The 19,446-nt window shown below is 72.6% G+C and carries 16 protein-coding genes; 9 read left to right on the top strand and 7 right to left on the bottom strand.

What is annotated here, in order from left to right; translation table 11 throughout:
- Positions 1 to 1,671: a helix-turn-helix domain-containing protein gene (locus O1Q96_RS33740; protein WP_269251762.1), complete on the bottom strand. Its 1,671-nt coding sequence runs from the start codon at positions 1,669 to 1,671 to the stop codon at positions 1 to 3.
- Between the two features lie 310 nt (positions 1,672 to 1,981).
- Between O1Q96_RS33740 and O1Q96_RS33735 the strand changes: the two genes are divergently transcribed.
- From O1Q96_RS33735 to O1Q96_RS33725, 3 genes are all read left to right on the top strand, one after another.
- Positions 1,982 to 2,626, top strand: coding sequence for a hypothetical protein (locus O1Q96_RS33735; protein WP_269251761.1), 645 nt, complete (start codon positions 1,982 to 1,984; stop codon positions 2,624 to 2,626).
- Between the two features lie 124 nt (positions 2,627 to 2,750).
- Complete coding sequence (locus tag O1Q96_RS33730; protein WP_269251760.1) at positions 2,751 to 3,245, top strand: hypothetical protein; 495 nt, start codon at positions 2,751 to 2,753, stop codon at positions 3,243 to 3,245.
- A gap of 454 nt (positions 3,246 to 3,699) precedes the next feature.
- Positions 3,700 to 4,122, top strand: a complete 423-nt coding sequence (locus O1Q96_RS33725) for an ATP-binding protein (protein ID WP_269253836.1) — start codon at positions 3,700 to 3,702, stop codon at positions 4,120 to 4,122.
- A 50-nt stretch (positions 4,123 to 4,172) separates the two neighbouring features.
- Here O1Q96_RS33725 and O1Q96_RS33720 read toward each other — a convergent pair whose 3' ends face one another.
- Together O1Q96_RS33720 and O1Q96_RS33715 are read right to left on the bottom strand one after the other, a co-directional pair.
- A complete protein-coding gene (locus O1Q96_RS33720; protein WP_269251759.1) occupies positions 4,173 to 5,204 on the bottom strand; it encodes a DUF2637 domain-containing protein in 1,032 nt (343 codons plus the stop codon).
- 360 nt (positions 5,205 to 5,564) lie between these two features.
- On the bottom strand, positions 5,565 to 6,449 hold the full coding sequence (locus O1Q96_RS33715; RefSeq protein WP_419586993.1) for a (2Fe-2S)-binding protein: 885 nt from the start codon (positions 6,447 to 6,449) through the stop codon (positions 5,565 to 5,567).
- 567 nt (positions 6,450 to 7,016) lie between these two features.
- Between O1Q96_RS33715 and O1Q96_RS33710 the strand changes: the two genes are divergently transcribed.
- Entirely contained in the window at positions 7,017 to 7,832 is an 816-nt protein-coding gene (locus O1Q96_RS33710) for a GntR family transcriptional regulator (RefSeq protein ID WP_269253834.1), read from the top strand.
- Between the two features lie 246 nt (positions 7,833 to 8,078).
- Here the strand turns inward: O1Q96_RS33710 and O1Q96_RS33705 are convergent, their stop codons facing one another.
- Positions 8,079 to 8,852 carry a hypothetical protein gene (locus O1Q96_RS33705; RefSeq protein WP_269251758.1) on the bottom strand — a complete coding sequence of 258 codons (774 nt, stop codon included), beginning with the start codon at positions 8,850 to 8,852 and terminating at the stop codon, positions 8,079 to 8,081.
- 190 nt (positions 8,853 to 9,042) lie between these two features.
- Positions 9,043 to 10,764, bottom strand: coding sequence for a PucR family transcriptional regulator (locus O1Q96_RS33700; protein WP_269251757.1), 1,722 nt, complete (start codon positions 10,762 to 10,764; stop codon positions 9,043 to 9,045).
- Between the two features lie 474 nt (positions 10,765 to 11,238).
- Here O1Q96_RS33700 and O1Q96_RS33695 point away from each other — a divergent pair, with 474 nt between their 5' ends.
- The 5 genes from O1Q96_RS33695 (at position 11,239) to O1Q96_RS33675 (ending at position 18,067) form a co-directional block, all read left to right on the top strand.
- Positions 11,239 to 12,138, top strand: a complete 900-nt coding sequence (locus O1Q96_RS33695) for an FAD binding domain-containing protein (RefSeq protein WP_217457691.1) — start codon at positions 11,239 to 11,241, stop codon at positions 12,136 to 12,138.
- Complete coding sequence (locus tag O1Q96_RS33690; RefSeq protein WP_269251756.1) at positions 12,138 to 12,731, top strand: (2Fe-2S)-binding protein; 594 nt, start codon at positions 12,138 to 12,140, stop codon at positions 12,729 to 12,731. Before O1Q96_RS33695 ends, O1Q96_RS33690 begins: the two co-directional genes overlap by 1 nt.
- 2 nt (positions 12,732 to 12,733) lie before the next feature.
- On the top strand, positions 12,734 to 15,133 hold the full coding sequence (locus O1Q96_RS33685; protein WP_269251755.1) for a xanthine dehydrogenase family protein molybdopterin-binding subunit: 2,400 nt from the start codon (positions 12,734 to 12,736) through the stop codon (positions 15,131 to 15,133).
- Positions 15,134 to 15,288: 155 nt separating this feature from the next.
- Positions 15,289 to 16,746 carry an NCS2 family permease gene (locus tag O1Q96_RS33680; protein ID WP_269251754.1) on the top strand — a complete coding sequence of 486 codons (1,458 nt, stop codon included), beginning with the start codon at positions 15,289 to 15,291 and terminating at the stop codon, positions 16,744 to 16,746.
- 169 nt (positions 16,747 to 16,915) lie between these two features.
- Complete coding sequence (locus tag O1Q96_RS33675) at positions 16,916 to 18,067, top strand: XdhC family protein (protein WP_269251753.1); 1,152 nt, start codon at positions 16,916 to 16,918, stop codon at positions 18,065 to 18,067.
- A 123-nt stretch (positions 18,068 to 18,190) separates the two neighbouring features.
- Here the strand turns inward: O1Q96_RS33675 and O1Q96_RS33670 are convergent, their stop codons facing one another.
- On the bottom strand, positions 18,191 to 18,850 hold the full coding sequence (locus O1Q96_RS33670; RefSeq protein WP_269251752.1) for an ATP-dependent endonuclease: 660 nt from the start codon (positions 18,848 to 18,850) through the stop codon (positions 18,191 to 18,193).
- 144 nt (positions 18,851 to 18,994) lie between these two features.
- The gene (locus O1Q96_RS33665) at positions 18,995 to 19,435 is read right to left on the bottom strand and encodes an SRPBCC family protein (RefSeq protein WP_269251751.1); all 441 of its coding nucleotides are present in this window, start codon (positions 19,433 to 19,435) and stop codon (positions 18,995 to 18,997) included.
- Positions 19,436 to 19,446 lie beyond the last annotated feature (11 nt).

The following is a 19,446-nucleotide window of genomic DNA, read 5'->3' as shown; positions in this document are numbered from 1 at the left end:
TCATTGGTCGTAGGGGACCCACTGACGCTCCGAACCCTCCGTGCCGTACCAGTAGCGCGGCAGACCCTTGATGCTGCTCGTGCGGAACGGACGGCCGTGGTCGTCGATGCGGACCGTGCCCGTGCGTCCCTCGGAGGACCAGTCGAGTTCGAGGTACCAGGAGCAGTCACAGGTCTGTGTCCGTGCGCTCACCAGGAGGACTTCCGGGTCCTCGGCTGACACCCGGTAGGGCATGCGCACCGCCGGGATCGGGTTTCCCTCGTCGCTGCCGGGGACCGCGCGGGCGATCGGGCGGTCCTTGTCCAGGTCGACGGCGAAGGAACGGGGGGTGATCGAGCCGCCGCAGCCCTGGTCCATGGCGTAGACGGTGCCGGGCACGGGGGCGGTACGGCCGACCACGCGGACCCGCAGCGCCGTCAGGACGACGGCGGTGGAACTCCGGCCCTGCACCGAGATCTCCACGTTGGTCTCCCGGCCGTGCACGGCTTTCTGGGTCGCCGCCCAGATCCCGGCGTCCTGCGCGGCCGGCGGCGGCGGAACCTGCTGCGGCTCCTTGCGGATGACGTAGTCGTGGCCGCAGCCGAGCGCCCAGGCCTGCGAGTTCGCGGTCCAGGTGAGCGGCACGGCGACGGATCCTCCACCGTTCGGCTTCGCCTTTCCCGACGGCGTGCCGTTCTTGGCCGAGGGTTCGGAGGTCTTCGGGGTGGCGCTCACCGAGGGGGAAGGGCCGGATCCGCTGGGGGAGGGGCTCGTGGACGGGCGGTGACGGGCGTCGGGAGCGGCCGTCGTCGGGGCCGGGCGGACGGCCCGGGAATCGTCGTCGTCGGAGGACCGGTCACCGGAGAGCGCCGACAGCCCGCCCAGGGAGGCGAGCAGCGCGGACACGACGGCCACGGTGACGGTGACCCGTCGCCGGTACCAGGCGCTGCGGGGGCGCGCACCGGAGGTGGACACGAGCCCGAGGGCGGAACTCGGGACAGGTGAGCCCGGTGCCTTCGCGGCGGCGGCGCCGGATGCCGGATTCCGGGACGGGGAAGAACTCGCGGTTCCCTCACCCGAGGGGCTGGGCACGGGCTTCCCGGGCGGGCTCGACCGGGGATCGTCCGCCCGGCTCGGGGAAGGACCGCTCGGCAGGCCCGACTCGGACCGGCCGGACCGGCCCGGCCGCGGCCCGTCGGGCTCGGCGGCGCCCGGGGTGGCGGGCTCGGGCTCAGTCGGTTCGGCGGTGTCCGGAGCTGAGGTGCGGGGCTGCGGCCGGGACTCGTCCGGCTCGGCGGCCGCCGATGCGCGCGGCTTCGACTCGCCGTTGCCTGCCGGCGATCCGTTGCTCTCCGGCGGTGCGTCGCCTTCCGGCGGTCCGTCGTCCACGGTCGTGTCCGGCTCCGGCTCCGCCGACGGGCCGGGCGTGCGAGGCCGTTGCCGCGCCGCCACCGCCAGGATCCACAGGCGGTGCAGTTCGAGGCGCTCGGCCGGCGTCGCCCCGCACAGCGTGGCGAACCGCTCCACCGGGGCGAAGTCCAGCGGCACCGCGTCACCGGCGCAGTAGCGGTGCAGCGTCGAGGTGTTCATGTTCACCCGGCGCGCCAGGGCGCCGTAACTGCGGTCCGTCCGCGCCTTCAGACGTCTCAGCAGTGCCGCGAACTCCTCGACGTCGTCGTCCCGAGTCGACACCGTTCCCCCGTACTCGTCGTCGCCCCCTGGTCGAAGGGGCGTGTCCCGGCCCGGGAGGTCATCCCAGGCACTCCATATACCTGCACGTCAGAAGGGATGGGATGGTTCCACCGTGGCGGATCCGGCGCCGTCTGTTGCGCAGAGGCCGAGTGACGGCTGATGCTTCTGGTGTCGCACCGACCGCCGCCGGACCGACCATCCGACGGCAGCCCGTGACGGGCCTTCGCGGCGGCACCCACCAACCAGGCACATACGCAGATCGTGCATGCGTTCAGATCGACCATGCACTCATACACAGGGGGACGAAACAATGGCCAAGCGCACTCGAGCCGTGGCACTCACCGCACTCGCCGCCGCGAGCCTCGCCGTCGGTACGGCACTCGCCGGCCCGGCCGGTGCCACGCCGAACGCCTCGGCACCCGTCAAGGTGGCGGCGAAGAGCACGCCCAAGTTCCTGTCGGCCTCCCAGCTGCCGCCGCACCCCTCGTCCGCCTGGACGGCGGGCAAGGTGACGCCCGGTGTGCCCGACGAGCTGTGGTTCTGCCTCCAGGACGCGCTGCCCGGCTACGACTCCTCGTACCGCGACTTCCGGACCGAGCTGGAGACCAGCGCTCAGCAGCTCACCATCGTCGTCGGCAGCAACGCCAAGGCCAAGGCCCTCGCCACGCGGCTGAACAAGGAGATCCGGTCGTGCGCGGCCCGGGCCGAGCAGGCGAACCCGGACGTCGAGGCCACGATGAAGGACTACGGCACGCTGCCGGTCGAGGAGGGCGCCCACGTCTACGGGATGCACACCAACACCTCCTGGGGCGCCACCGACATCAACCTCTCCTCGGTCGGCCGCGACGGGCGGACCGTCACCGTCGTGAACTGGGGGCAGATGGGCGACTTCTCCGACGCACCGGTGAAGGCCTTCAAGAAGACGACGACCACCGCGGTGAACAAGCTCTACTGACCCACCGGAAAAAGCCGGAGCCGCCCTCCCGCCACGGGGGTCGAGAGGGCGGCTCCATCCGGTGCGACGGACCATCGCACCGGACAGGACCGACCAGCAGCACGAAAACGGGGAGTACAGAACGATGAACAGCACCACCACCTCGCGCAGGCCGGGCCGTCGCGCCGCCCTGGTCGCCGGCCTCGTCGCCGCGACCGCCCTGCCGCTCGGACTCACCGCGTCGGCCGAAGCGACCGCCGGGGCAGCCGCGCCCCGGTCGGTCATCGGCAAGCCGTCGGACCCGGTGACCCGGATAGCCGACTTCTACGGCGCCTACATGGACGCGCAGAGCGGTCCGGGCAGCGGCGGCAAGCTGGTCACCGAGCTCCGGAAGTTCTACGTACACGCCGACTACCTCAAGGAGATCGAGGCCTGGGAGCGGCGGAACCACGCGGACGGTGTCCTGCGTGCCCAGAACGTGCCGGCGAAGTGGACGGTCACCGGCAAGGGCACGGCGGGCCCCAGGGAAGCGGTCGTGACGCTGACCTGGGGGGACGGGCCGGCGACCCGGCTGATCGTCGGCATGAACCGCAACCACAAGGTCATCCACATCGGCACCGAGGGCGAGGCCGACAAGTAGGCGCGTCCGGCCCCCTCCACCGGCTCGCGTACGGCCGGTGCGGCAGGCGGGTGTCGGTCGACGGGCCGAGTGCCGTCGGCCGACCCGTCGGCAGGAGACGTCGGCCGGCGGCGGCGCGGCACTGCCGGCTTCGCCGTCACCTTCCGCCACAGATGGACCGTGTCGCCCCGTTCGCCCGCTTTCCGATCGTCGTATACGGGGCTTTCCGGCGGGCGGGCGGGGCGGGCTCGTCCCTGGACCGCCCCAGCGCGGCGGGGAGAACGGCCGGTGTACGACAGGTCGTTCAAGATTCGACATGACTGCCGCGTTCCGGGTGGGGCATGCATTCCGTGAACGTGTTCGATCCGGAGGGGAATCGACAGCGGCGGCGGGGGTCATGAAGAGGCATGCACGAGGAGGCGGTCCCGCCATAGCCGGGGCCTCCTCGTCGAAGACGGTGAAGACGGCCACGACCATGGAGGACACCGCGGAGAGCACGCCCGACCAGCAGGGCTCTTCGCACCTCAGGCGCAGGCTCGGGCGCTGCGACCTGCGGGCGGTGCCCGAGGTCCGCAAGGCGCTGCGGGAACTGCTCGCCCACTGGGGGCGGCCCGGCGGGTCCGAGACGGCAGAACTGCTGACCAGCGAAATCGTGACCAACGCACTCATCCACACCGACCGGGAGGCACTGCTGACGGCCACCGTCGGCCCACGCGGACTACGGGTGGAGGTGCGGGACTTCGCGGCACGCAGGCCGAGGCTCCGGGCCCCGAACGCCGACGACGGCACACACGGCAGAGGCCTGGTCCTGGTGCAGGCGCTCGCGGACGCCTGGGGCGTGCGCATGCACGGGGTGGGGAAGGCGGTGTGGTTCGAACTGGATGGGGGCGCGGCATGAACTGCCGCGCCCCCATCCAGAGTTGAGGCCGCCGGGCGGCCAGGTCACGCTCAGCCGAACTGCTGCTCCAGATCCTTCAGCTTGCGCTCGAGGGAGTCGAGTCGCGGCAGCGCCATCGTGTCGTCCTCCGCGGTGAGGTCGACCGTCGGCGACTCACCGCCGCGGCGGACGGGCTGCAACGAGGGCCGGGCGCGTACGGGTAGTTCCGGCGCTGATATGGCAGGCTCCGCGGCGACCTGGGCGGCCGCCTGGGCCGACTGGAGTTCCGCCTGACGGCCACCGCGTCCGATCATTCCGCGGTGGCCGCGGGTGATCGCCTTGATGCGGGCACGGTCCAGCTTCTCCTGGTCGCGACGGCGCAGACGGTTCTGCTCCTTCTCCCGCTTGTCCTCACGCACTTCCTCGACGGCCTCGTCCAGGCTGCGCACGTTCTCGAGGAGCATCAGCGACCAGGCGCCGTAGGTCTCACGGGGAGCGCGCAGCCACCGTACGATCCGGATCTGCGGCAGCGGCCGGGGCACCAGGCCCTGCTCGCGCAGGGCGGCGCGGCGGGTCTGCTTCAGCGCGCGGTCGAAGAGGACGGCGGCCGACAGGGACATGCCGGCGAAGAAGTGCGGGGCGCCCGCGTGGCCGAGGCCCCTCGGGGCGTGCACCCAGTTGAACCAGGCGGCGGCGGCCGCGAACGTCCACACGAGTATCCGGGAGCCGAGCGCCGCGTCACCGTGGCTGGCCTCGCGCACCGCGAGTACGGAGCAGAACATGGCCGCGCCGTCCAGGCCGAACGGCACCAGGTACTGCCAGCCGCCGGAGAGGTTCAGGTTCTGCTCGCCGAAGCCGACCAGGCCGTGGAAGGAGAGGGCGGCGGCGACCGCGGCGCAGCAGAACAGGAGTAGGTAGGAGGCGGTGCCGTAGATGGCCTCCTTGCGCCTGCGGCGCTCTTCCGTGCGCTCCCACGAATCGTCGGCGTGGGTCTTCTCCCCGGCGCGTTTACCACGCGCGAGCACCGCAACCGCCGCCAGCAGGCCCAGGAGCAGCACGGCGCCGGGAAGCAGCCAGTTCAGCGATATGTCGGTCAGTCTCATCTGGGGTCCCTTGCATTGGGATAGGGCGTAACGCCCGTCATAGTGGCCCAATCCCGCGCGTCCTCAGGGGGTTTCGGGGCAAGAGGCCGCCAAGGGAGTGCAAGGGGATGCGCGAGGACGGCATTCTGCTCGAACTGCCGCTTGAGGAGCGGGAGTTGAGTTCGAGTTAGATTACCCGTACGAGTGGTTCCACGGAAAGTTCTTGCGCCAAGTGAGGATTTTGTGAAGCAGCTGTAACCCGGACGGCCGTCTCCGCGGCCAAGGCGCCGGATTCCGCGCCGAGTTGATCTTACGTGACGCCGGGTGCGGGCCTGCGCACGGGCGCGGACGCGGGACCGCACGGGGTGTGGGCGCGGGACATCAGCCCGTCGGCCCGGCCGCCTGTGCCGTCAGCTTCGCGACGCGGACCGCCTCGGAGTTGCGCGGGCAGTTGGCGCAGGTGTCCTCGGGGTCGAGGGTGTAGTAGAAGCAGCAGCTGGCCCGGTCCCGGGTGGGCAGGCACTCGCCGTTCGGGCCGGCCGTCTCGCGGAAGCCGGCGGAGCCGACGTACGGCCGGGTGGTTCCGGGGAACAGCCGCTCCAGCTCCTCCGTCGCCCGCCGCTGCTCGCCCAGGAGGCCGGCCACGTACCAGAGGCTCTCGACGACCTCGTCGGTCGCCATGGCCCACAGGGCGCGGTCGCGGCGCCGCATCCGCGGGCCGAATCCGCTCAGGACCGGCTCCAGGTGCTCGGCGACGGCGGAGCGCACCTCCGCCCGCAGGGCCTCCTCGTCCCGGACGACGCGCGCGCCGGTGAGCGCGGCCGCCGGGTCGTCCGGCAGGCAGGCGAACTCGCCCACGCGGACCGCGATACGGCCGGGCATGCGCTGGAAGGTGACGTGCTCCACGGGGAAGCGGGGGACGCGGCGCAGCAGGAACCACGGCACCGTGATCAGCAGGCAGGCGGGCCAGGCGTACCGGTGCAGGCCGAAGCTCGCGATGACGTCCGGGCGGGCCCGCCGCCCGTGGTCGGTCAGCACCTGCGCGTCGTCCCACGCCAGGAAGGAGTCGAGATCGGCGCCGCCCGCCGCGAGTCCGGCGACGGCGATCCGCCCGTCGCCCGTCGGGGCGGGTTCGCCGGGAGCGAGCTCCGTCACCCCCAGGGCCGGGAATGCCTCGGTCATCCGCGCGTACGCCTCGGTCAGGACCGAGCGGGCCGGGTGCGTGTCGGCACCGGGTGCGGTCTCGGCGAGGGCGGGAGCGGACATGCAAGGACCCCGTTTCACGATCGTTCGCAGGTAAGGCTTACCTTACCCGATACGATCGAGGTTTACCCTGTTCTGTCGGGGTCGCTCCGGACCCCGCCCGAAATACCCACCACACCGCCGACCCCGGAGGGGGATCCCGTGGAGAAGGCCGGTTCGCGCGAGGCGTACGGCCCTGCCGGAGACCCTTCGGACGCCCGCCCGGCGGAGGTCCGCCCCGGGCCGGCCGCCGTGCGGGTGCCTCCCCAGGCGCGGCCGGCGGACGGCACACGGGGACGCGGGGCGAGCCGGGAGGACGTTCCGCGGGACGGCGCCTCTCCCGCGGACACGGAAACCACCGCGGCTCCGGACGGCCGGTCGGCTCCGGCCGCCGCCCGGAGGGCCCCCGCCGAGCACGGGGCCCGCGGCGAGCACACCCACAGCGAGACACCGATTCCCCGTCCGCGGCTGACGCGGGAGGACGGCCGAGAGCCGCGGACCCCCGGTGAAGCGGACCGAGCCGCAGGGCGCGCGGGGCTCCCGGGCACCGGCGGGCCCGTGGCCCGCGAAGGGCTCCCGGGTGAGGGCGGGATCGAAGCGGGCAGCAACGACGCGCGCGGGGCGTTCACGGGCGTTCCCGGGATAGCGGCCCACGGTGCCGCGGACGGTGTCCGGGACTCCGGCACCCACGACACGTCGACGGCCGTGCCCGGCGCGGCGGGCCGGCGGACCTCCGCCCCCGCCGCCGCTTCAGGCTCCGCCTTCGCCTCCGCGGCCCGCCGTCCCGTGGTGCAGCGGGCCTCCGTCCGCGGCCAGATCCTCGACGCCCTCCGCGCCGCCCTGGTCGGCGGCGACCTCGCCCCGGGCGAGGTCTATTCCGCCCCGGCGCTCGGCGAACGCTTCGGCGTCTCGGCGACCCCCGTGCGCGAGGCCATGCAGCAACTCGCGAACGAGGGCGCGGTGGAGGTCGTACCGAACCGCGGTTTCCGCGTCGTGCGGCGCGGGGCACGGGAACTGGCCGAGCTCGCCGAGATCCGGTCCCTCGTCGAGATGCCGGTGATGCTCCGGCTGACCCGTACGGTCTCCGCCTCCTGCTGGGCCGAGCTGCGCCCGCTGGCCGACGCCACCGTGGCGGCGGCGTGCACCGGTGACCGCGCGCGCTACGCCGAGTCCGACCGGATCTTCCACGCCGCGGTCCTCGCCCTCTCGGGCAACCGCCAGCTGGTGCAGCTCGCGGACGACCTGCACCGCCGTGCCCAGTGGCCGATGGCCGGTGCGCCGGCCTGCCGCAGTCGCGCCGACCTGCTGGCGGACGCGACCCAGCACACTGCGATCCTCGACGCGCTGACCGCCCAGGACGTGCCGGCCGCGCAGTCCCTGCTGCGGGAACACTTCGCCGGCGCGTAGCGGGCAGGCACCGGCTGCCGTGCCGTGCCGTGCCGCGCCGCGACCGGGCTCCGGTGGTCAGCGCCCGGACCCGCCCCGCAACCTCCCCGCGAACGCCCCTGACCCGGCGGCGGACAGCGGAGGGCGGCCGGAGACGCCGACGGCCGGAGCCCGAACCGGGCCTCTGGGCAGGGGCGTTCGTTCAGCGGCTGGAGGCCGCGCCCGAACCCGGTGCGGACGTGGCCGACAGCGGCCGGCGCCGAGGCGTCAGGCCGTGGCGGCCGGTGGCGCCAACTGGCCGGCGAGCCAGGTGGGTACGCCCCCGAGCAGCCGGAACAGCCGCCCCGCCTCCGCCCGCAGCCGGGACGCCTCCGGTTCGCTCTCGGCATCGGCGAGGGAGGCCAGGGCCGGAGCCGTACCGACGAGGTAGCCCAACTCCTCGCGAATCCGCAGGGATTCGGCGAAACCGTGCCGAGCCTCCGCCAACTCGCCCTCGCGCAGGGCGAGTCCGGCGAGGTGACGCCAGGTGAAGGAGAGAAGCAGCGGGTCGTCGTGCGCGGTGGCGCCGGCGTGGGCCCGGCGGTAGGCGGCGCGCGCGGACTGCGGGGAACGGGCGAGGTTCTCGGCGAGCAGGCCACGCCGGAAGTCCAGCAGGGCCCGCCCCGGGGCGCCCGGCGCGATCAGGGCGGCCGCCCGGCCGAGCGCGGCCCGCGCCTCGTCGGCGCGGTCGCGCACCGCGAGCAGTGTCGACGCGTACGCGAGCTGCCCGCGCTCGCAGGCCGCCGCGCCCCGCTCGTCGTCGCTCTGGGCCAGCGCCTCCGCCGTCCGCAGCGCGTCCTCCGCCTCCGCCCAGCCCTGCTCGGTGTAGAGGCACCGCTCGACGAGGAGTGAGGCCCGCTGGAGCGCCGCCGAGGCCGTGCGTGGCTCGAGGAGCGCGGCCGCGTCGGCCCAGCAGGCGCGTGAGCGCAGCCGCCATACCGCGGTCTGGAGTGGATCGTCTCCGGCAGTCGTTCCGTAACCAGACATGGCGGGATACGCCACGTTGCCCTCCCCGAGCACGCCATTGAGCTGTTGAGTGGTGGCGGCATCTCAGCACGAATCGACGCGCCCGGCCAAGGGGGTGGGTGAAGGATTTCACAAAGTCGTGGAACAGAGAAGGCACTTGGTGCCTCTTCCTGGCCGCCCGCCCCGCCCGGACGACAGCGCCCTCCTCGCCCACGGGCCTGTGACCTCAGCTCATCCGCAACGCCAGGAAGAAGTCCAGCTTGTCCTCGAGCCGGGAAAGATCTCGGCCCGTCAACTGCTCGATACGCCCCACCCGGTAGCGCAGCGTGTTGACGTGCAGGTGCAGGCGGGCCGCGCAGCGGGTCCAGGAGCCGTCGCAGTCCAGGAACGCCTCCAGGGTCGGTATCAGCTCGGCCCGGTGGCGGCGGTCGTAGTCCCGGAGCGGGTCGAGGAGCCTCGCCGTGAAGGCGCGCCGCACGTCGTCCGGCACGAAGGGCAGCAGCAGCACGTGGGAGGCCAGCTCCTGGTGCCCCGCCGCGCACACCCGCCCGGGGCGGGCCGCGGCCACCCGGCGCGCGTGCCGGGCCTCCTCCAGGGCGCCGCGCAGCCCCTCCGCCGAGTGCACGGCGGCGCTGACCCCGAGGGTGAGCCGCCCGTCGCCGTCGAGGCCTGCCGACAGCGGGTCGCGCACGGCCTCCAGGAGCGTGTCGGCGAGCAGCCCGGCCTCCGAACCGTCGTGCTCCGAGGAAACGGCCGGCAGCGGTACGAGCGCGACGGCCTCGTCACCCGTGTGGGCGACCGCGATGCGGTCGGACGGCTCGGGCCCCGACGACAGCGGGTCGACCAGGATCTCCTCCAGCAGCGCCTGCGCCACCGGACCTCCCTCGATGCCGCCCGCGGGGCGCCCGCCCTCGGCCGGGGACCCGGCGGGCCCGCCCTTCGCGTCGTCCCACTCCACCCGGGCGACCACGACCTGCCAGTGCGGGGCCGCGCCGAGCCCCGGCAGCAGCACCGGTGCGGCCACCCGCAGCCGCGCCGCGATCTCCGCGGGCGCGGCACCGGTCTGCAGCAGCTCCAGGACCTCCTGCGCGAGCCTGCGCCGCACGGTCCGTGCCGCGTCCCGGCGGTCCCGCTCCACCGCGATCAGCTGCGTGACGCCCTCCAGCAGGTCGAGCCGCTCCTCCGGCCAGTCCCCGGCGTCCGCCTCGACCGCGAGCAGCCACTCCGACAGCACCGTCTCGCGTACGTCGCGCGCACCCGCCGCCCCGCGACCGCCGCTGCGGACCGGGAAGAGCGAATACGTCGTGGGGCCCACCGTCACCCGGTGCGGCCCCCGCCGCCCCGTGCGGACCGCTGCCAGGTGCTCGCCGGCCAGCGCCGCGCACACGCCCGCTGGCAGCCACTCCTGCGCGAGGTGCGAGCCCGCGATGAGGCGGCCCGCGGGGGAGAGCACCCAGGCCCGCAGGTCCAGGTCGGAACCGAGCAGGTCCAGGACCACGTCCGGGCCACCGCCGGCGGGGCCCGAGGTCATCATCCGGCGGTGCCGGTCCACCACGGCCGCCAGGTCCCCGGCACGCTCGCCCGACACCTGCCGCACGACGTACTCGGTGATCGTCGCGAAGGCCACCGACTCGTTGACGGCGAACAGCGGCAGCCGGTGTCTCGCACAGGCCGCCACCAGGTCGTCCGGGATCGCGCCCAGCTCCGCCTCTCCCGCGGCCAGCGCCGTGACGCCCGCGCCCGCGAGGATCCGTACGAAGGGCTCGGAGTCGGCGGCGCCGCGCCGCCAGGCGAGCCCCGTCAGCACCAGCTCGCCGCCCGAGAGGTAGCGGCTCGGGTCCCGCAGGTCCGTGGTCATCACGCCACGCACGGTGCGGTCCAGCTCGTCCTCGCCGCCGAGCAGCCGCAGGCCCAGCGCGTCCGTGTCCAGCAGTGCGCGCAGCCGCATCTCGTCGCCGCCGTTCTGTCTCGAAATCTACGATGGAAGTGCGGGAGCCGGGTCGGACCCGGGGCCGGAGGCCCGAAGCGCCGGGTGTCCGGCCTCCGCCGGGTGGACCCGCGGGCCCCGGCGGACGGTGGTCCCGGCCTCCGTGGGCCCTGTCCTGGGCTTTCGCGGACGGTGCTCGCTGTTTCCAGGACCGCGTCGGATGTCTTCAGGGGACTGCGTCGGATGTTTCCAAAGGTCTGCGTCGGATGTTTCCAAAGGAAAACGAGGAGGCTACTGATGACCTCCGTTCATACGAATCTACAAGATGGGCGCCCTGGCCAGCCAACTCCTTCATGGTTTCGGTGACTGACCCCGGTGGAGGACAGCGCTGTGTACTGGCTGCGATCCACGTGAACACCTCATGAACGAGCCGGGCCCGCCGCACACGATCTGGCTTGAACAGCACGATCCACGAGACGAAGAAGAGAGCCGGTCATGGACTTCCTTCGCCCCGCCAGCTGGGAGGAGGCGCTCGCCGCGAAGGCCGAGCACCCCACCGCTGTGCCGATTGCGGGTGGCACCGACGTGATGGTCGAGATCAACTTCGACCACCGCCGGCCCGAGTACCTGCTCGACCTGAACCGCATCGGCGAGCTGGGCGAGTGGGAGGTCGGCGAGGAGTCCGTCCGCCTGGGCGCCTCGGTCCCGTACACGGCGATCATGGACAACCTGCGCGGCGAACTGCCCGGCCTCGCCCTGGCCTCCCACACCGTGGCCTCCCCGCAGATCCGCAACCGCGGCGGCGTCGGCGGCAACCTCGGTACCGCCTCCCCGGCCGGTGACGCCCACCCCGCCCTCCTCGCGGCGGGCGCCGAGGTCGAGGCCGAGTCCGTACGCGGCTCCCGGCTCATCCCCATCGACGCGTTCTACACCGGCGTGAAGCGCAACGCGCTCGCCCCCGACGAGCTCATCCGGGCCGTCCACATCAAGAAGGCCGACGGACCCCAGCAGTACTCGAAGGTCGGCACCCGCAACGCGATGGTCATCGCGGTCTGCGCCTTCGGCCTGGCCCTGCACCCCGGCACCCGCACGGTGCGCACCGGCATCGGCTCGGCCGCGCCCACGCCCGTACGGGCCAAGGCCGCCGAGGAGTTCCTGAACGCGGCGCTCGACGAGGGCGGCTTCTGGGACAACGGGAAGATCATCACCCCGTCGGTCGCCAAGCAGTTCGCCGAGCTGTGCTCGGCCGCCTGCAACCCGATCGACGACGTCCGGGGCACGGCGAGCTACCGCCGCCACGCGGTGGGAATCATGGCCCGCCGCACGCTGACCTGGACCTGGGAGTCGTACCGCGGCACCGACGGCCGGACACATCAGAAGGGGAGTGTCGCGTAATGCGCGTCAATTTCACGGTCAACGGCCGCCCGCAGGAAGCCGACGACGTCTGGGAGGGCGAGAGCCTTCTCTACGTCCTGCGCGAGCGCATGGGCCTGCCCGGCTCCAAGAACGCCTGTGAGCAGGGCGAGTGCGGCTCCTGCACGGTCCGCCTCGACGGTGTGCCGGTGTGTTCGTGTCTGGTCGCGGCCGGGCAGGTGGAGGGCCGCGAGGTCGTCACGGTCGAGGGCCTCGCCGACTTCGCCAAACAGCGGGCGGAGCACGGCGGTTGCGCGGCCGGAGCCTGCGGTCCGTCGGGCACGTCCGTCCACGACGCCCGGCGCTGGGCCGCCGAGGGGCAGGACTCCCGCACCGGCGAGGGCACGGAACTCTCCCCGATCCAGCAGGCGTTCATCGACGCCGGCGCCGTCCAGTGCGGCTTCTGCACCCCCGGCCTGCTGGTCGCCGCCGACGAGATGCTCGAGCGCAACCCGACCCCGAGCGACGCGGACATCCGCGAGGCGCTGTCGGGCAACCTCTGCCGCTGCACCGGCTACGAGAAGATCATGGACGCGGTCCGCCTGGCGGCCGCCCGTCAGGGAGAGGCGGTCTGACGATGTCTTCCCCCATCAGCGCCCCCATCGGCACTCCCACCAAGGTCACCCAGGGTTCGCAGACCAAGGGCGGTGTCGGCGAGTCCACACTCCGCCCGGACGGCACCCTGAAGGTCACCGGGGAGTTCGCGTACTCCTCCGACATGTGGCACGAGGACATGCTCTGGGGCCAGATCCTGCGCTCCACGGTCGCGCACGCCGAGATCCTCTCCATCGACACCGGCGAGGCCCTCGCGACACCGGGCGTCTACGCCGTCATGACGTACGACGACCTGCCGACCGAGGTGAAGAACTACGGCCTGGAGATCCAGGACACCCCCGTTCTGGCCCACGGGCGCGTACGCCACCACGGCGAGCCCGTCGCGATCGTGGCCGCCGACCACCCGGAGACCGCCCGCCGCGCCGCCGCCAAGATCAAGGTGGAGTACAGGGAGCTGCCCGTCGTCACGGACGAGGCCTCGGCCACCGCGCCGGACGCCCCGTTGATCCACGAGGGCCGCGACGACCACCACATCGGGCACGTCCCGCACCCGAACATCGTGCACCGCCAGCCGATCGTCCGCGGTGACGTCGAGGCGGCCCGGCGGCGCGCCGACTTCGTCGTCGAGGGCGAGTACACCTTCGGCATGCAGGACCAGGCGTTCCTCGGTCCGGAGTCCGGCCTCGCCGTGCCCGCCGAGGACGGCGGGGTCGACCTCTACGTCGCCACCCAGTGGCTCCACTCCGACCTGCGGCAGATCGCCCCGGTGCTCGGCCTGCCCGAGGACAAGGTCCGGATGACGCTCTCCGGCGTCGGCGGCGCGTTCGGCGGCCGCGAGGACCTGTCCATGCAGATCCACGCCTGCCTGCTGGCCCTGCGCACGGGCAAACCGGTCAAGATCGTCTACAACCGGTTCGAGTCCTTCTTCGGGCACGTCCACCGCCACCCCGCGAAGCTCCACTACGAGCACGGGGCGACGAAGGACGGCAGGTTGACCCACATGAAGTGCCGGATCGTCCTCGACGGCGGCGCGTACGCCTCCGCGTCCCCGGCGGTCGTCGGCAACGCGGCGTCCCTGTCGGTCGGCCCGTACGTGCTCGACGACGTCGACATCGAGGCGATCGCCCTCTACTCCAACAACCCGCCCTGCGGTGCCATGCGCGGCTTCGGCGCGGTCCAGGCGTGCTTCGCCTACGAGGCGCAGATGGACAAGCTCGCCGACAAGGTGGGCATGGACCGGGTCGAGTTCCGTCAGCTCAACGCGATGTCGCAGGGCGCGATCATGCCGACCGGCCAGCCCGTCGACTCCCCGGCCCCCGTCGCCGAACTCCTGCGCCGCGTCAAGGCGATGCCGATGCCGCCGGAGCAGCAGTGGCTCGCGGCCGGCGAGGCGGCGGACGTCCGTCAGCTGCCCGGCGGCCTCTCCAACACCACCCACGGCGAAGGTGTCGTACGCGGTGTCGGCTACGCGGTCGGCATCAAGAACGTCGGCTTCTCCGAGGGCTTCGACGACTACTCGACCGCCCGGGTCCGTATGGAGGTCGTCGGCGGTGAGCCCGTCGCGACCGTCCACACCGCGATGGCGGAGGTCGGCCAGGGCGGTGTCACCGTCCACGCGCAGATCGCCCGCACCGAGCTGGGCGTCGCCCAGGTGACGATCCAGCCGGCCGACACCCGGGTGGGGTCCGCCGGTTCGACCTCGGCGTCGCGCCAGACGTACGTCACCGGTGGCGCCGTCAAGCACTCCTGCGAGCTCGTCCGCGAGAAGGTCCTGGAGATCGGCCGCCGCAAGTTCGGTACGTACCACCCGGCCTGGGCCACCGCCGAGCTGCTGCTGGAGGGCGGCAAGGTCGTCACCGACGGCGGCGAGGTGCTGGCCGACCTCGCGGACGTGCTGGAGGACGAGTCCGTCGAGGTCGAGGCGGAGTGGCGGCACCGGCCGACCGAGGCCTTCGACCTCCGTACCGGCCAGGGCTTCGGTCACGTCCAGTACTCGTTCGCCGCGCACCGCGCCGTCGTCGAGGTGGACACCGAGCTCGGTCTGGTGAAGGTCATCGAGCTGGCCTGCGCACAGGACGTCGGCAAGGCGCTCAACCCGCTGTCCGTCGTCGGCCAGATCCAGGGCGGCACGGCCCAGGGCCTCGGCATCGCGGTCATGGAGGAGATCATCGTCGACCCCGTCACGGCGAAGGTCAGGAACCCCTCCTTCACCGACTACCTCATCCCCACGATTCTCGACACGCCGACCATCCCCGTCGACGTGCTCGAACTCGCCGACGACCACGCGCCGTACGGGCTGCGTGGCATCGGCGAGGCCCCGACCCTGTCGTCGACCCCGGCCGTCCTCGCGGCGATCCGGAACGCGACGGGTCTGGAGCTGGACCGGACGCCGGTACGACCGGAACACCTCACCGGGACGTAGCCCTCCGGGGGTTGGAAAGAAGAGTTTCTCCGGGGGGCCGAGCCCCCCGGCCCCCCTGTTCGCCTCGGGCCGTCCCCCGGGTCGTGCACATCCCAAAGCCCGCCTACGCCGAAGGCACAGCGCGGGTGCCCCTATGAACCTTGGGAGACGGCACCATGACCCAGCAGTCACTGGAGCCCAGGACCACCGCCGACGACGCGGGTGAAGGAACCCGCGTCCCGGCCGGCCGGTCCTGGCTCGACCGCTACTTTCACATATCCCTGAGAGGCAGCTCGGTCGCGCGTGAGACGCGCGGCGGCGTCACCACCTTCATGGCGATGGCGTACATCCTCCTCCTCAACCCCCTCATCCTCTCCGGCAAGGACGCGGCGGGGAACACGCTCGGCCAGCAGGCCCTGATCACCGCGACGGCGTTCGCGGCGGCCCTCACCACGCTCCTGATGGGCTTCTTCGGCAAGGTGCCCCTCGCCCTCGCCGCCGGACTCTCCGTCTCGGGCGTCCTCGCCTCGCAGGTCGCGCCACAGATGACCTGGCCGCAGGCCATGGGCATGTGCGTGATGTACGGCGTGGTGATCATGCTCCTGGTGGTCACCGGGCTACGCGAGATGATCATGAATGCGATCCCCCTGGCGCTGAAGCACGCGATCACCATGGGCATCGGTCTGTTCGTCGCCCTCATCGGGCTGGTCAAGGCGGGCTTCGTCCACCCGGGCAAGGCGACCCCGGTCTCCCTCGGCCCCGCGGGCGAACTGGCCGGCTGGCCCGTGCTGCTCTTCGCCGCCACCCTGCTCGCCATCTTCATGCTCCAGGCGCGCGGCATCCCCGGCGCGATCCTGGTCGGCATCGTCGGCGGCACCGTACTCGCCGTCGTCCTCAACGCCCTCGGCGTCATCGACCCGAAGCAGTGGGCGAGCGGCGCGCCCGAACTGCACGGCAGCGCGGTGTCGATGCCGGACTTCTCGATCTTCGGCGACGTCGAGTTCGGCGGCTGGGGAGAGGTCGGCGCGATGACGGTCGGCATGATCGTCTTCACGCTCGTGCTGGCCGGCTTCTTCGACGCGATGGCCACCATCATCGGCGTCGGCACCGAGGCCGGGCTGGCCGACGACAAGGGCCGGATGCCGGGCCTGTCCAAGGCGCTGTTCATCGACGGCGCGGGCGGCGCGATCGGCGGCGTCTCGGGCGCCTCCGGCCAGACGGTGTTCGTCGAGTCCGCGACAGGGGTCGGCGAGGGCGCCCGGACAGGACTGTCCTCGGTCGTCACCGGCCTGTTCTTCGCGGCCTGTCTCTTCTTCACCCCGCTGACGGCGATCGTGCCCGGCGAGGTCGCGGCCGCCGCGCTGGTCGTCATCGGCGCCATGATGATGACGAACGCCCGCCATGTGGACTGGGCCGACCGCGCGACCGCGATCCCGGTGTTCCTGACCGTCGTGATCATGCCGTTCACGTACTCCATCACCGCCGGTGTGGCGGCCGGAGTCATCAGTTACGTCGCCATCAGGATCGCCCAGGGCAAGGCCCGGGAGATCGGGGCGTTCATGTGGGGCCTGACGGCGATCTTCCTCGTCTTCTTCGCCCTGAACCCGATCGAGAGCTGGATGGGCGTCCACTAGGCGCTCCGCGAGGTCGTTCCGCCGGGGTGCGGTGCTTCGTCCGCGGGTCCGTCGTGGCTGGTCGCGCCCACGCGGCGGAGCCGCATATGTCACAGCCCCGCGCCCCTTATGGGGGCGCGGGTTCGCCCCGACCGAACGGCCACCCCAACCACCGTGAGGAGAACGAGAGATGCTGGACATCGCCGAAGAGCTGCACCGCTGGGTGGAGCAGGGACGCGACTTCGCCGTGGCCACCGTGGTGGCCGTCGGCGGGAGTGCGCCCCGCCGGCCCGGCGCCGCCCTGGCGGTGGACGCCGACGGCACGGCGATCGGCTCGGTCTCCGGCGGCTGTGTGGAGGGCGCGGTCTACGAGCTGTGCCAACAGGCCTTGGAGAACGGGGAGTCGGTGCTCGAACGCTTCGGATACAGCGACGAGGACGCCTTCGCGGTGGGCCTGACATGCGGTGGGATCATCGACATCCTGGTGACCCCGGTACGCGCCTGTGCCCCCGTCCGCGAGGTGTTCGCGTCGGCGCTCTCCGCAGCCGCGGCAGGGGAGGCGGCGGCGGTGGCGCGGATCGTCTCCGGACCGCCGGAGCTGCTGGGCCGCGCCCTGCTGGTCCGCCCCGACGGATCGCACGAGGGCGGCTTCGGCGCCCACCCCGAACTGGACCGCACCGTCACGGGGGAGGCCCGCGCCTTCCTGGACGCCGGCCGCACCGGCACCCTGGAGATTGGAGAGCAGGGCTCGCGCTGCGGAGCACCGCTCACCGTGCTCGTCGAGTCATCGGTTCCGCCGCCCCGGATGATCGTCTTCGGCGCGATCGACTTCGCCTCCGCCCTGGTCCGCATCGGCAAGTTCCTGAACTACCACGTCACAGTGTGCGACGCACGCCCGGTCTTCGCGACTGCCGCGCGCTTCCCGGAGGCGGACGAGATCGTCGTCGAGTGGCCGCACACCTACCTGGAGCGCACGGAGGTCGACGCCCGCACGGTGCTGTGCGTCCTGACCCACGACGCCAAGTTCGACGTACCGCTCCTGCGGCTCGCGCTGCGGCTCCCGGTCGCGTACGTCGGTGCGATGGGCTCGCGCCGCACCCATCTCCACCGCAACGAGCGCCTTCGTGAAGTGGGCGTCACCGAAATGGAGTTGGCGCGGCTGAGGTCGCCCATCGGGCTGGACCTCGGTGCCCGTACGCCGGAGGAGACCGCCCTGTCCATCGCGTCGGAAATCGTCGCGAACCGGCGGGGCGGAAGCGGGGTGTCCCTCACCGGGGCGCACACGCCGATCCACCACGACGTGTCGTCGGTGCCGCCGCGCCGCATCGGATCGGTCGCCTGACGCGTCGGTTCGGGAAACCGAAGTCCCGGGTCGGCGGCCCGGCACCGCCCGGCACCTGCGACGCGGCCCGCAGTCCGCCGGGGCGAGCGGTCCGCGCTCGTCCTCGGCGCGTTACCGGCTCGCTCAGAGGTGGGCGAGGAGGCGTTCCAGCGGTCGCGGTGTCCGGTCGAGATCCAGGCTCGAGACGAGCTCCCGCGCGTACTGGGCCTTGCGGCCGCTGTGGGTGCCCAAGAACCGGTGCAGATGCTGCTCCACGGTCCGGTCCCGCTGGGCGGGCTGGTTCTGGAAGGTGCGGAACGCACGCAACTCGCCCTGCTCCTCCACGACGTGCTGAATCAGGTCGGCGCCCAGGGAACGGATCAGTTCGTCCTCCAGGTCCGCGTCGCACAGGTAGAACCCGAGCGATTCCAGCCCGTCGGGCGTGAGATCCGAGCCGATCCCGGCCCGCTCCAGCGCACGCCGGAAGAACCTCTCCTCCGCGACGTCGCACAGACCCGCCAGCCGCACGTCGAGGCCTTCGGGCCCGCACAGGTCCACGAACCTTCCGATGCTGGTCGCGCCCCCGAGGGGGACGACCGAGACACGCTCCTCGTCGAGGTCCCGGCCGTGCCGGGCGGCCAGCGCCTCCACGGCGACCCGGTCGCTGCCCCCTTCGACGAGTACGACCGTACGCAGCCCGGCGCCGGCCGCCAGCTCCCGCGCGGCCGCGCCCGCCCCTGATGCCCCCGCGCCGCCGGCCGCCCACTCGACGACCGCCTGACGGAACCGCCCCATGTCGTTCATGGGTCCCAGTCTCGCAACTCCGAGCGGACTCGTTCCACGGACTTCGGCATGGTGAACATCATGAGCCCCATGGACGAGCCGGTGGAACGCGTCACGAGCAGGACCGGGTGGTGGAGGTCGTCGCCCGGGGAGCGTCGTGTCGCCTCAGGGGTGGGACAGCAGGCGGTCCACCGCTCGTCCGAACATCCGACGGCCCGCCGACCCCAGCAGGGGGTCGAAGACCCGTGGCAGCCTCCGCACCCCCAGCTCCTCCCGCCACACCACCCGCGAACCGCCTCCGGCGGCCGGGCGCACCTCGATCTCGGCCCACCCGACGACGAGGCTGCCGCGTTTGACGAGCCGGCACAGGCCGGGGCCGCCGTCCAGGGGCGGACGCCAGACGACGACCTCCATACGGTCGTCGAACGCCACCGGCCCCACCCCGGACCGCGCCACGAACACGGTGCCCGCCCCGCGCGGCGGCACCGTGACGACCCGGACCCGCGTCAACGGCACCACCTCCGCATGCCGCTCCCACGCGGTGAGCCGCCGCCACGCCTCATCGGCGCTCAGGGAGGTGTCCCGGGACACGAGAAAGAGAACCACCCCCGGATCGT

Origin of the sequence: Streptomyces aurantiacus (assembly GCF_027107535.1) — a bacterium.
Lineage (GTDB): Bacteria > Actinomycetota > Actinomycetes > Streptomycetales > Streptomycetaceae > Streptomyces.
Note: the sequence above shows the minus strand (reverse complement) of the source record. Positions and strands in the feature narration are given on the sequence as shown.

Coding starts and splice junctions, on each gene's coding strand:
- O1Q96_RS33730 (WP_269251760.1), top strand. CDS start 2,751: ATGAACAGCACCACCACCTCGCGCAGGCCGGGCCGTCGCGCCGCCCTG.
- O1Q96_RS33700 (WP_269251757.1), bottom strand. CDS start 10,764: ATGCGGCTGCGCGCACTGCTGGACACGGACGCGCTGGGCCTGCGGCTG.
- O1Q96_RS33675 (WP_269251753.1), top strand. CDS start 16,916: ATGCTGGACATCGCCGAAGAGCTGCACCGCTGGGTGGAGCAGGGACGC.
- O1Q96_RS33720 (WP_269251759.1), bottom strand. CDS start 5,204: ATGAGACTGACCGACATATCGCTGAACTGGCTGCTTCCCGGCGCCGTG.
- O1Q96_RS33715 (WP_419586993.1), bottom strand. CDS start 6,449: ATGTCCGCTCCCGCCCTCGCCGAGACCGCACCCGGTGCCGACACGCAC.
- O1Q96_RS33670 (WP_269251752.1), bottom strand. CDS start 18,850: ATGAACGACATGGGGCGGTTCCGTCAGGCGGTCGTCGAGTGGGCGGCC.
- O1Q96_RS33690 (WP_269251756.1), top strand. CDS start 12,138: ATGCGCGTCAATTTCACGGTCAACGGCCGCCCGCAGGAAGCCGACGAC.
- O1Q96_RS33685 (WP_269251755.1), top strand. CDS start 12,734: ATGTCTTCCCCCATCAGCGCCCCCATCGGCACTCCCACCAAGGTCACC.
- O1Q96_RS33725 (WP_269253836.1), top strand. CDS start 3,700: ATGGAGGACACCGCGGAGAGCACGCCCGACCAGCAGGGCTCTTCGCAC.
- O1Q96_RS33680 (WP_269251754.1), top strand. CDS start 15,289: ATGACCCAGCAGTCACTGGAGCCCAGGACCACCGCCGACGACGCGGGT.
- O1Q96_RS33695 (WP_217457691.1), top strand. CDS start 11,239: ATGGACTTCCTTCGCCCCGCCAGCTGGGAGGAGGCGCTCGCCGCGAAG.
- O1Q96_RS33735 (WP_269251761.1), top strand. CDS start 1,982: ATGGCCAAGCGCACTCGAGCCGTGGCACTCACCGCACTCGCCGCCGCG.